The sequence below is a fragment of the Dactylosporangium sp. NPDC049742 genome, from assembly GCF_040674675.1.
Classification (GTDB): Bacteria; Actinomycetota; Actinomycetes; order Mycobacteriales; family Micromonosporaceae; genus Dactylosporangium; species Dactylosporangium maewongense.
In genome coordinates this window covers 1-12,814 of sequence record NZ_JBFANF010000093.1, presented here as the reverse complement: position 1 = coordinate 12,814, position 12,814 = coordinate 1, and the positions used below count along the sequence as shown (strand labels likewise).

The 12,814-nt window shown below is 74.6% G+C and carries 6 protein-coding genes; 5 read left to right on the top strand and 1 reads right to left on the bottom strand.

The genetic code is table 11. The annotated features are described in order from the left end of the window. Nucleotides 1–34: 34 nt before the first annotated feature. A complete protein-coding gene (locus tag AB0J72_RS54035) occupies nt 35–601 on the bottom strand; it encodes a hypothetical protein (protein ID WP_363415494.1) in 567 nt (188 codons plus the stop codon). A 78-nt stretch (nt 602–679) separates the two neighbouring features. Between AB0J72_RS54035 and AB0J72_RS54030 the strand changes: the two genes are divergently transcribed. From AB0J72_RS54030 to AB0J72_RS54010, 5 genes are all read left to right on the top strand, one after another. Then, nucleotides 680–2,002 carry an ATP-dependent 6-phosphofructokinase gene (locus tag AB0J72_RS54030; protein WP_363415491.1) on the top strand — a complete coding sequence of 441 codons (1,323 nt, stop codon included), beginning with the start codon at nt 680–682 and terminating at the stop codon, nt 2,000–2,002. Nucleotides 2,003–2,056: 54 nt separating this feature from the next. Further along, entirely contained in the window at nt 2,057–7,048 is a 4,992-nt protein-coding gene (locus AB0J72_RS54025; protein ID WP_363415488.1) for a DUF4132 domain-containing protein, read from the top strand. 463 nt (nt 7,049–7,511) lie between these two features. Then, nucleotides 7,512–8,069, top strand: a complete 558-nt coding sequence (locus tag AB0J72_RS54020) for a DUF4291 domain-containing protein (protein WP_363415485.1) — start codon at nt 7,512–7,514, stop codon at nt 8,067–8,069. Nucleotides 8,070–8,216: 147 nt separating this feature from the next. Then, nucleotides 8,217–10,520: an EAL domain-containing protein gene (locus tag AB0J72_RS54015; RefSeq protein WP_363415481.1), complete on the top strand. Its 2,304-nt coding sequence runs from the start codon at nt 8,217–8,219 to the stop codon at nt 10,518–10,520. 15 nt (nt 10,521–10,535) lie between these two features. Then, nucleotides 10,536–12,814, top strand: a 2,279-nt coding sequence (locus AB0J72_RS54010) for a hypothetical protein (protein WP_363415478.1), incomplete at its 3' end; no start/stop codon positions are given.

Here is a 12,814-nt window from a genome sequence, read left to right as displayed (position 1 = left end):
TCTGGGATGGGCTGCGCTACCTCGGTTCGTACACCTAGGAAGCCCGCCGCAGCGTCTGCTGCCGCCGCACCTTGCGCTCCAGCGGGGCCAGCCGCCGGTGCCGCGGCCACGTCAACGTCAGCTCGGCACCCACCTCGAGGCCCGCCCACGTCCGCTGCGCGGCCCGCAGCGCGGCGACCGCGCGCACCACGGCCGCCTTGTCGCCCGCGGTGAGCAGATCCGCGCCCTGCTGGGCGGCGAGCCGGTCGAGGTCCAGGTCCCCGTCCGGGACGGCGGCGGCCCGCTCGACGAACCCGCCGATCAGCTCGGCCCGCTGCAGCCGGTCCCGGTTGGCCCGGATCAGCTCCGCCGAACGCTCCGCCGCGTGCGGCGGCCGGCGCCCCGACACGTGCGTCATGCTGCGGAACACGACCCCGCCCGCGATCGCGCCCCAGATCCCGTCGGGCATGCCGAGGGCGTCCTCGACGGTGAAGTGCACCAGGTCGTGCGGCGCGTGCGCGGTCACCGGACCCGCGTGCATCCGGTAGACCACACCGTCGTCGCGCTCGATGAGCACATCGGCCCACTGGTGGTCGGCAAGCCGGTGGAAGGTGACCCGCATCGCTCCACCATCCCCGCCGGCGGCAAAGCGCTCAACCGATTTCACCGGCCCGAAACGCGCGTCCACCAGCATGGGCACATGGTGGACGAACGGGCCAGGCTCGAGGTCAGGACGCTCGGTGAGAGCCGCATCGACTCACCCCTCGCGGCGCTGCTGCGCACCGGGCGCACCACCCAGCACTACGTCGACGAGTCCGACCGGGTCCTGCTCGACGACACCGTGTCCCTCGTCGCGGCGCGCGGGGTGCCCGTCGACGAGCTGCCCGGCTTCGAGCCCGGCGGCCCCCGCCGCAAGATCTTCTTCGACCCGTCGAAGACCCGCGTCGGGATCGTCACCTGCGGCGGGCTGTGCCCCGGGCTCAACGACGTGATCCGCGCGCTGGTTCTGGAGCTCACCAACCACTACGGCGTGCGGCGCATCTTCGGCTTCCGCAACGGCTACCAGGGCATGACCGCCCGCTACGGCCGGTCCGTGGTCGACCTCGACGCCGACGCCGTCGCCGGCATCAACGAGTACGGCGGCACGATCCTCGGCACCTCCCGCGGCAACCAGGACCCGGACGAGATCGTCGACTGCCTCGAGCAGCTGTCCGTCAACGTCCTGTTCGTCATCGGCGGCGACGGCTCCATGCGCGGCGCGCTGAAGATCGCCGAGGTCGTCGCCGAGCGCGGGCGGCGCATCGCCGTGGTCGGCGTGCCGAAGACGATCGACAACGACATTCCGTACATCGAACGCTCCTTCGGCTTCCAGACGGCCTTCGCCAAGGCCACGGAGGCGATCCGGGCCGCACACGTGGAGGCGACCGCGTTCCCGAACGGGATCGGGCTCGTCCAGCTGATGGGGCGGCACTCCGGGTTCATCGCGTGCTACGCGGCGCTCGCCAACAACGACGCCGACTACGTCCTCATCCCGGAGGTGCCCTTCTCCCTCGACGGCCCCGGCGGCTTCCTCGCCCACCTCCGCGCCCGCGTGGTCGACCGCGGACATGCCATGATCGTCGTAGCCGAAGGTGCCGGCCAGGAACTGTTCGACGCGGCCTCCTCACTGGACGCGTCCGGCAACGTGCGCCTGCAGGACTTCGGCCGGTACCTGCGCCACCGCATCGCCGAGGACTTCGCCGCGGCGGGCGTCGAGGCCAACCTGAAGTACATCGACCCGAGCTACACGATCCGCAGCGTGCCCGCGAACCCGTACGACAGCGTGTACTGCATCCGCCTCGCGCACGCCGCCGTGCACGCCGCGATGGCGGGGCGGACGGAGATGGTGGTGGGCAGGTGGCGGGGACGGTTCGTGCACGTGCCGATCTCCCTCGCGATCAGCTCCCGCAACCTCGTCGATCCCGACGGTGACCTGTGGTTGTCGGTCCTGGAGGCGACGGGACAGCCGCCGGTGTTCGCCTGAGCCCACGTCCGGCGGCGGCCCGGAATTGTCGGTGGGTCTGGTTAGGGTGACGCCGTGACTGGAATTCCGGTGGTCGGGGCCGCGCTGCCTGCGGCGGTGGGTGGGCCTGTGCCGGCGTCGTGGCGGCGCAGCATTTACCCGCGCCGCGGCGGTGCCCGCGTCGCGTACGCGCCGGCGCCGGGCGAGGTGCCCGACTGGGCCGTCACGCGCGCCGTTCTGGAGGATCCGGACACCGACCCTAGGGCCGCCGCGGCTGGCCTCGCCATGCTCGACGGCACCGAGACCCCCTTCGGCGCCGCGGCGATCGGCGCGGCCCTGGACAGCGCCGTCATCGACGAGTGGATCGTCCGGTTCGGCCTCCCCTTCGCCGCGATCGCCACCGTGGAGTTCCTCTCGCTCCGCGGAGCCCGCCGGCAGTGCAGCATGGACCACCGGCACGTCCGGGAATGCGGCGACCGGCCCTGCGACGGGCACCGGTTCGTCGCGCGCGGCGGCCACGGTTCCTGGCCAGACGCGGCCCGCATCCTGAGCCCGGTCCGGGCGGCCGTCGCCGCGGCCACCGACGACGTCCACGCCGAGGTCGTGGAGGCGCTGCTGCCGTACCGGGAAGGGACATTGCGCCGACGGGTGGCCACCTCGTTCCTCGACCCGTCGCAGACCGCGTGGGTCGAGGCCGACAGCGTGGAGCTCGCCGGCCTGGGCCGCCCCGACGACCTCGCCTGCCTGCTGCTGGCCGCGGTCCACACGCACGAGCAGGCGCGCCGCGTCCACGGCTGCCTCACCGGCGATGCCTACTGGCGGCTGCGCTCACCCGTCCTGATGCACACGGTCGCGGAGGGCGTCGGCGACGGCATCCTCGACGCCTACGCCGGCTGGTGGCGCCTGCGCCAGGTCACCGCCGCCGACCGGCTCGCACTGCTGAAGACCCTCGCCGCCGTCCCGTCGGATCGCGCGTTCCAGGAGATGCTCGGCCAACTCGACGTCCGCGGCGCCCAGGCCGCCGTGGAGTCCGCCGCCGAGCGCTTCCCGGAGCGGGCGATGCGCCTGCTGACCGCCTCCGCCGACCGCCCACTCGTCGCCGAGCTGCTACGCCGCCACGCGCTGCGCCACCCAACCCTTGTCCCGTCCTCCCTGCCGGCCGATCCAGCCGCAACCGCGTCGGCTGACGCCAGCTCGTCACCCGGGTCTGTTGCTGCTCTGGCAGGTGCTGGTTCGCCGGCTGGGCCTGTCGCTGCTGTCGCTGATGCTGGCTCGCCGGCTGGGCCCGTTGTTGCTTTGGTCGGTATTGGTTCGTCAGCTACGTCTGCGGCTGGTGCTGGCTCGTCATCAGGGCCTGTTGCTGCCTTGGCCGGTGCTGGTTCGTCGGACGAGTCTGTCGCTGCGGCGGCTAGTGCTGGTTCGTCAACGCCGGTGGGTGTGGATCCGGGCATCGCTGTGGCCGGCGTTGCCGCTGCGGCGGGCGCGACTGAGGCGGCGCGGCTGGTGGTGCCGGCGTCCTGGCGGCGCAGCATCCACCCGCGACGCGGCGGAATCCGCGTGGCCTACGCCCCCGTGGCGGAGACGTTGCCGGCCTGGCCCGACACGTCCACAGCCCTGCGCCTTTCCCCCGCTGCGGCGCTGGCCGACGCGGCTCCCGACACCCCGCTCGGCGCGGCGGCGGCAGCCGCAATCCTGCTCTGGACGCCGCGGGTGCCGACGTTCGACCCGCGGGCGATCGCCGACCACTGGATCGCCGGCGCAGGCCTGAAGTTCGCCGCGGCCGCGGGCATCGAACTCGCCGGACTCCGGCCGCTCACCGTGCGCTGCGACGCCCCGACCTGCCCTGGACGGCACACGACGGTCACCCACCGCGCCGACGAGGCCGACGCACACAACGGCACCGGCGGCGTCGAGACGGTCCTCGCCCAGCTCCGTGTAGCACTCGCCGCCGCCTCCGACGACCTCCACGCAACGGTCGTCGAGTCCTTGTCGGACCTGCGGGCCGGGATGCCGTCCCGTCAGCTCGCCGAGTCGGGTGGCCGCGACGTGCCGGCGGTCGAGTCCTTGCGGGAGTCCCGGGCCGGGACGCTCGCCCGGCGGATCGCGGCGTCGTTCCTCGCCCCCGATCAGACCGCCTGGGTCGACGAGGACGCCAGGGAGCTGGCCGCCGACGGCCGGCGGCATCCGCACGCACCGCTGCTCATGGCGGCCGCGCACACCCCGGCGCAGGCGGCCCTGATCCGTCCCCAGATCCATTCCGTCGGCTGGCGGCTGCTGCGTGGCACCGCCATGATCCACACCGTTGGCGAAGGGCTCGGCGACGGCGTCCTCGACGTCTACGCCGGCTGGCACCGGTCGGACTGGGGCACCGCCGACGAGCAGCGCGTCCTGATGACGACCCTGGCCGCTGTTCCGACCGACCGTGCGTTCCAGGCACTGCTCGACGCGCTCGACATCCGCGGCGCCCAGTCGGCCGTCGAGACCGCCGCCGAGCGCTTCCCGGAGCGGGCGATGCGCCTCCTGTCGTCCGCGTCCCGTGCCGGCCAATTGGCGACGGCACCGGCGGCCTCGAGCCATCCGGCCGCGGAGGCGGTGGTTTCGGACAGTTCGGCTGCAACCACGGCGGTCTCGGGGAGTTCGGCCACCGTCGCGGCGGGTTCGGGGAGTTCGGCTGTGTCCGCGGCGGTTTCGGAGAGTCCGGGCACGATCGCGGCGGGTTCGGGGATTCCGGGCACGGTCGCGGTGGTTTCGGGGAGTTCGGCTGCGGCGGATCAACTGGCGGCAGCCGCGGCGCAGCGTGGGGCGAGGATCGCCGAGTTGCTGCGGCGGCATGCCGTGCGGCATCCGGGGCTGGTGCCGGCCGTGGCAGATGGTGCGCGGGCGGCGAACGGGGGCTTGACCGAGGCCGGGCGGGTGGCGTTGCCGGCGGTGCTGGTCACGCCGCCGTGGGAGGTGCGGCGGGCGGTGGTGAAGCCGGTCGTGGTGCCCGGTCTCCGGTGCGACGACGAGCCGGCCGTGGTGTGGCCGCCCGGTGAGCGGGAGCAGCTGGTCGCCCGGCTCAAGCGCAGCGTGTACCGCAACGACCCCGAGCAGCTCGCCTCGCAGCTGCGGGCCGGGTCGCTGGAGGACTGGCTCGCCGTCGACCTGTTCGAGGCGGGGCCCGAGGACCTCGTCAGGCCGCTGCTGGCGACGTGGGAGCCGAAGCGCCTGTGGGGTGCGCACTACTGGCTTCGGCTGATCGCCGCGCGGTTCGGGGTCGCGGCCCTGCCGCTGGTGTTGCGGGTCGCGCGGCGGAGCCCGGCGGACGGAGGGCCGGCGTTGCTGGCGTACGCGGGGCCGGAGGTCGCCGTGCTCGTCGCCGGGTGGCACGGGCGGCTGAAGGCGGCGCGGGCGGTCGCTCTGGAATGGCTGCGGCGGCATCCGCGGGCCGCGGCGCGGGCGCTGGTGCCGCCCGCCCTCGGCAAGCAGGGGGTGGGCCGGCGGCACGCGGAGCTGGCGCTGCTCGCCCTGGCGGCCGCGGGGCACCGGGACACGGTCCTGGACGTCGCCGGCGGATACGGGCCGCGGGCCGGCGACGCGATCCGCGACCTGCTCGACACCGACCCGCTCGACGTCCTGCCCGCGCGGATACCGTTCGCGCCGGCGTGGGCCGACCCGGCGACGCTGCCGCCGGTCAGGCCGCGGGGCGGCGCGCACGTCCTGCCGGCCGACGCCGCCGGCCACCTGGTGACGATGCTGATGGTGTCGAGGGGCGACGACCCGTACGCGGGAATCCCCATCGTCAGGGACGCCTGCGAGCCGGCCGATCTGGCCCGGTTCGCCTGGGCGCTGCTGGAGCGCTGGGAGCGGGCCGACGCGCCGACGGCGGATGGCTGGGTGCTGGACGCGCAGGCGCTGCTCGGCGACGACGAGACCGCGGTTCGGCTCGCCGCTGCCGTACGGGATTGGCCGTACCAGGGCGCCCACCAGCGGGCGGCGGCGGGCCTGGACATGCTCGCCCAGCTCGGCACCGACGCGGCGCTGACCCAGCTGCAGGACATCGCCGCGAAGGTGAAGGCCAAGGCGGTGAGGGCACGCGCCGAGCTGAAGCTCCGCGAGGTCGCCGAAGCCCTCGACCTGACCCCGGACCAGCTCGCCGACCGGCTCGTCCCGCACCTGGACCTGTCGCCCGACGCGACCCTCACCCTCGACTACGGCCCGCGCGGGTTCGTGGGCGGGTTCGACGAGCAGCTCCGGCCGTACGTGATCGACGAGGCCGGGACCAGGCGCAAGGACCTGCCCGCGCCCGCCGCGGGCGACGACCCGCGCCTCGCGCCGGTCGCCCAGCAACGCTTCGCCGCCGCGAAGAAGGCCGTCCGCAAGGTCGCCGGCGAGCAGGCGCACCGGCTGGAGCGGGCGATGGTGATGCGGCGGGAGTGGACGGGGGCCGAGTTCCGCCGGACGTTCCTGCAGCACCCGCTGCTGTGGCAGATCGCCCGGCGGCTGGTGTGGCTCGTCACGCACGGCGGCGTGGACGTCGCGGTGCGGCTGGCGGAGGACCGGACGCTCGCGGACGCCGGCGACGGGCCCGTCCTGCTCGCCGACGACGCCGTCGTGTCGGTGGCGCATCCGGTACACCTCGACGTGCCGAAATGGTCGGAGGTGTTCGCCGACTACGAGATCCTGCAGCCGTTCCGCCAACTGGCCCGCGACGTCCACGCGTTGACGGCCCAGGAGGGCTCGGCGACGAGGCTCGACCGGTTCGACGGCAGGAAGGCGCTGACGGTCAAGCTGCTCAGCCTGGAGCGGCGCGGCTGGCGCCGGACCGGGCAGGATGGCGGTCACCAGGGCCGGATCGAGCGTGACCTGCCCGCGGGCCCGGGATTGCCCGGCGGCGGCACCCTGATCGCCGACCTCGACCCCGGCATCATGATGGGCGTCCCGGGCGAGCACCCCGAGCAGTCCCTGGAGATCTGGATCCGCCCAGCCGGCGGCGCCCAGTGGTCGAGCGAGCGCACCGTCCCGTTCTCGGCCCTGGACCCGGTCTCAGCCTCGGAAATCCTCCGCGACCTCGGAGGATGCCACTGAACCGGCCTCAACCGAGCCGCCGACGTCGCGAGGCGGCACACACCGCAGGGGGCGTCGCGACGAGTCGTGCGGCGTCGCGCGTCTTGAGCCGAGAGCGTCGCGGCGAAGAGCGTCGCGGTGCGGAGCGCGGCGGTGCGGAGTGGGGCGGTGCGGAGTGGGCAGCGCGAGATGGGGCATCGCGGTGCCGTGAGGTGGGCGGTGCCGTGAGAGCGGGCGGTGCCGTGAGAGCGGGCGGTGCCGTGAGAGCGGGCGGTGCGGTGTGGGGCAGGGGCGTGCAAAGGGCGGGTGGCGCGTGCGGGGGCAGGACCCGGTGAAGGTGGGGCGGCAGGGGGCGGGCTGAGGGGTGGGCGGTATGTGAGGAGTGGGGCGTTGTGAGGGTTGAGACGGGGGCAGGAGCAGGCCGGGCGGGAATCGGGTTGCTGGGGCGGGGGCGGTGGGTCGATCGTCGGGGGCGGAGGTGGTGATGACCGGGCAGCGGCAGATCCGGGCCGACTTCGACGCGAGCACGATCGTGGTCTATCAGGCGTACCCGCGGGCGATCGCCGACACGGCGCTGGTGGCGGGGAGGTTCGTGGCGCCGTTCTCGTTCGGGAGGATGACGTGGATCAAGCCGTCGCTGTTGTGGTTGATGCACCGCAGCAACTGGGCGCGCAAAGCCGGGCAGGAGCGGATCCTCGCGGTGCGGATCAGCCGGGCGGGGTGGGAGCGGGCGCTCGGTGAGGCGGTGCTGACGAGTGACCCTGAGCTGGCGCGGGCGCGGGTCCACGTGCAGTGGGATCCGGAGCGGTCGCTGCGTGGTGCGGCGCTCAACCACTACAGCATCCAGGTGGGGGTCGGGCGGGAGCTGATCCGCACGTACGCGGAGGAGTGGGTCACCGGGCTCACCGACCTCACCCCGGCCGTGCACAAGATCGCCGCGCTGGTGCGTGGAGGTAGGACCGCCGAGGCGCAGCGGCTGCTGCCGGTGGAGCGCCCGTTCCCGCTGGAGCCGGCCCTTGCCCGCCGCATCGGGGCGGGCTGAAGAACGGGCGGCCCGGCATGCATTGCGGCAATGCGACACGGCCCCGATGTGTTTCGTGACCTCAGCGGTGGACGGTTGAGGTAGCGTACGGGTGGCGTGTTGTCGTGATCACCTCCGGTGAGGATGCGTTCATTGTCGCGCAGACCTGTGTCCGTTCCGCTCGCCGTCGCCGTGGCCGGGGTGTTCGGGGCCGTCGGTCTGGGTGGCTCGGGTCTACTGGGGCCGTGGTGGTCGCAGTTCGTCGACGACCTGGCTCAGTTCGGCGCCGGGCTGGCCGCGACCCTCACCTGCTGGCTCACCGCCCGGCGGCACACCGGCGCCCAGCGCAGCTGGCGGCTGTGGATGGGCGCGGGCGCCTGCGGCTGGTCGATCGGCCAGTTCATCTGGTCCTGGCACCAGCTGTTCGGTGACGACGCGCTGCCCTCGCCGTCGCTCGCCGACGCCGGCTACCTGACCCTGCCGGTCTTCGCGCTGCCGGCCCTGGTCGCGCTCGCCGTGGACCGGCCCGGCGGCGGCGGGCCCCGGCGGCTCGCCGCGCAGCTGGTCATGGTCCTGGACGGGCTCATCGTCGTCGGCGCGCTGTTCGTGCTGACCTGGGCCACGTCGCTCGGCGCGGTCGTGCGGGCCGGTGCCGCGACCCCGTTCGCCTACACGGTGGCGATCGCCTACCCGGTCACCGACCTGCTGCTCACCGTCATCGTGATCCTGCTACTGGCCAGGTCCGCGGCCGCCAACCGGCGGCAGCTGTCGTTCCTCGGCATCGGGCTGTTCTGCCTGTCGTTCTCCGACAGCGTGTTCGCCTATCTGGTCGCCGCCGGCGCCGAGCGCATGCCGCCGCTCGCGGACGCGGGGTTCATCGCCGGCCAGGCCTTCGTCGCCGTGGCCGCGCTGACCCCGACGAAGAGCGGAAGCCCGGACCAGGCACCGGCCGCAGGCAGGCCGCACCACCGCTGGGGGCACCTGCTGCTGCCGTACGTGCCGGTCGCCGGCACCGGTGTCCTCTTCATGATCCAGCTGGTGCAGGGCCGGCCGATGGACGCGTTCGAGATCGCCGTCGAGACGGCGGTCATCTCGCTGCTGATCATCCGGCAGGCGGTGACCTTGGTCGAGAACGCGGTGCTGCTCGACCGCCTCTCCGACAGCCAGGCCAGGCTCAGCCACCAGGCGTTCCACGACGGCCTCACCGGGCTGTCCAACCGGGTGCTGTTCCACGACCGGCTCGACCACGCCCTCGCCCTGCACCACCGCGACAACCGCCCCCTCGCCGTGCTCTTCCTGGACCTCGACGACTTCAAGGCCGTCAACGACCGCTACGGCCACCACGCCGGCGACCGGCTGCTGCGGCAGGTCGCCGAACGGCTCCGCGGCGCGGTGCGCGACGGCGACACCATCGCCCGCGTCGGCGGCGACGAGTTCGCGGTGCTCCTGGAGGGCGGCGGCGACCCGGGCGTCCCCGCGCAGCGGATCATGGCCGCGCTGCGGGAGCCGTTCGACCTCGACGGCGCCGTGGTCGGCGTCGCCGCGTCGGTCGGGCTCGTCGAGGCGGGCACCCACGGGCCGGTGCACAGCGCCGACATGCTGCTGCGCCGCGCCGACGCCGCCATGTACGCCGGCAAGCGCCAGGGCAAGGGCACCCTCGTGCGCTACCGCGTCGACCTCCCCGACGGCACCGGCAGCTCCGACCTCGCCGAGATGCTCGCCGACACGCTGCGCGACGGGCGCGGCCTCGACGTGCACTACCAGCCGATCGTGCGGCTCAACGACGGCACGGTCGTCGCCGTCGAGGCCCTCGCCCGCTGGACCCATCCGAGCCTCGGCCCGGTGAGCGCCGACATGTTCATCGCCACCGCCGAGGAGATCGGCCTGATCCGCCTCGTCGACGACTTCGTGCTCGACCGCGCCTGCCGCGACGCCGCCGCGTTCCGCGGGCCGTGGGCGAGCATCGCCGTGCACGTCAACACGTCCGCGGCCCGCCTCGGCCGGCCCGAGCACGAGGAGACCGTCCGCGCCGCCGTGCTGCGCCACGGGCTCGCCCCGCACCGGCTGCTGCTGGAGCTCACCGAGACCGCGCCGCTGCCCGACCTGTCCGCCGCCGCGGGCGCGGTGCGGCGGCTCGGCCGCTTCGGCGTGCGCTTCGCCCTCGACGACTTCGGCACCGGGTACAACGCCCTCGCCCAGCTGCACGCGATCCCCGTCGACGAGGTCAAGCTCGACCGCAGCTTCACCCTCGCCGACGGCGGCCGCAGCGAGGCGATCTGCCGGTCCATCGTGTCGATCTGCGCCGGCATGGGCGTGACCGTCGTCGCCGAAGGCATCGAGACCGACCGTCAGGCCGCGACGATGGCCGCGCTGGGCTGCCGGTACGGCCAAGGCCACCGCTACGGGCTCGCCGGCCCGCTGCACGAGGTGGCGCCCCCCGGTGCACAGGACCCCGAAAACAGCCTCGTGTGACGTAAGGTCCTCTACGTGTTGGGCCTGATTCTCGCCGCGCTGCGGGCCCGGCGCGCCACCGCGGTCGTCATGTTCGTCCTCGCCGCGGTCACCATGGGCGCGGCCGTGGGCGCCGACGCCGTGTCCGGGCGCCTGGAGCGCAGCGCCGCCACCGCCAGGGTCGAAGCCGCCACCCCCGTCGAGCGCACCCTGTCCGTCCATGCCTCCGTCGCCCTCGGCACCGCACCCGACGACATCGTCGGCCGGTTCCGGGCGACGATCACCCGGGTCCCCGCGGACCGGACCCTGATCGGCGTGCGGTACTCCGGCGTCCTGCGCACCGACACCTCGCGCCTGCCGCTGGAGCTGCGGGCCGTGGACGGGTTCTGCGACAACATCACCCTGGTGCAGGGGCGCTGCGTCGAGCAGGACGGCGAGATCGTCCTGGCCCCCGACGTCGCCCGGCAGCTCGACCTCGCCGTCGGCGGCACGCTCAAGCAGGACGGCGGCTCCGGCACCGCTGTGGTCCCGCTGACCCTCGTCGGGCTCTACGCGCCCAGCGACCCGCTCGGCTGGTACTGGTCCGGGCTCGACGGGATCGCCGCGTACACCACGCGCAACACCGTCGCGAAGCCCGGCGGCGCGGCGGTCGCCACCTACGACGCCCTGCTGCCTGCCGAGGCCTTCGACGACCCGGCCGGGATCGAGGCCATGGTCACCCGCCTGCGCAACGGGTCCGTGGACGTCTCCTCGGCCGCGGGCACGCTCGCCGCGACCGTCGCCGCCGACCGCCGCGGGGTCCGGCGCGGGCTGCTGCTCGTCGAGCTGCAGCTGCTGCTGTGCGGCGGCCTCGCGATCGCGGTCGCGGCGGGCTACGCGGCGCAGGAACGCCGCGCCGACGCCGCCCGCATGGCGATCCGGGGCATGCCGCCGTGGCGCATCCTCGCCGGCACCGCCGGGCAGAGCCTCGTGCCGCTGCTGGCCGGGGCCGCCTGGGCGGTCGCGCTGCGCCCCGCGCTGTGGCCGGCCCTGGCCGCCGGGGTCGTCATCGTCGTCGCCGCCGAGTGGCCGGCGACCCGGGCGAGCGTGCCGGCGCTGCTGCGGGTCGTGCAGCCCCGCCGCCCGCTGATCGCCGCGACCCTGGAGATCTGCGTCCTCGCGGTCGGCGCCGCCGCCGTCTTCCAGCTCGCCGCGGAGCCGGCCGCCAACGTGCGGCGCGACACCGGGTTCGGCCTCGGTCAGGCCGCGGTGCTCCTGATCGCGTTGGCGGCAGGTGTACTGGCGACGCGCGCGCTGCTGTCCCTCGCCGGGTTCGCCGGACGGACCGCCCTCGCCGGCGGGCACGTCGGCGGTGCCCTCGCTGGCCTGACCCTGGGCCGACGGCGGACCGCGTACCGGATCGTGCCCGTGCTCGCGGCCGCCACCTGCGTCCTCGCCGTCGCCGCCCAGGACTGGGCCGGGGCCGCGACCGCCCGCGCCGACCGGGCCGCCGTCGAGGTCGGCGCCGACCGCGTGCTGCGGATCGCGCCGATGGACCGGGAGCGGCTCCTCGCCACGGTCCGCGCCACCGACCCCGGCGGCCGGGACGCGATGGCGGTCGCGATCGGCACCGGCATCGGCGCCCCGGTCATCGCCGTCGACGGCACCCGCCTGCGCGCGGTCACCGGCGTCGACCTGCCGTCGCTGCGCGCCGCGGCGCCCGCGCCGCTGACGCTGACCGGCACCAGGCTCTCGCTGCGCTTCGTCTCGGCGGGCTCGCCGGTGACCATGCTGCTGGCCGGCGACGCGGAGCGCGTGACGGCGGTCTTCCGGCCGCCGGGTGGCGAGCTCCCCGCCGTGCCCGTCGACCCGGCCGCGCCGCCGCCGCCGGCGGTGGAGGCCACTGTGGAGGTCGCCGTGCCGCAGTGCGCGGCCGGCTGCCGGATCGTCTCCGTCGAGATCAAGCGCGGCCCCGTCGACCTGCTCGAGCTGCGCGCCGACGGCAAAGTGGCGGTCGACGGGGCCACGTTCGCCGACCCGACCCGCTGGCGGACGACGCTGGGCCGGGCCATCAGCACCGTGCAGGCCGCCCAGCGCGACGGCCGGCTCCGCCTGCTGGACACCGACCCGCCCAGCGAACGCCCCCGCGACAACCGCCTGTACGTCGTCGACACCCCGGTCCCGCTGCCCGCCCTCGTCGCGGGCGACCCGGACCTGTCCGACGACAACGACCTGGCCCGTCCAGCGTGCCCTTCGACATCGGCGTCAACGCGGCCTACGAGAAGCTGCGCGCCGACTCGCTGTCCTGGTACTACACCCAGCGCAGCGGCATCGAG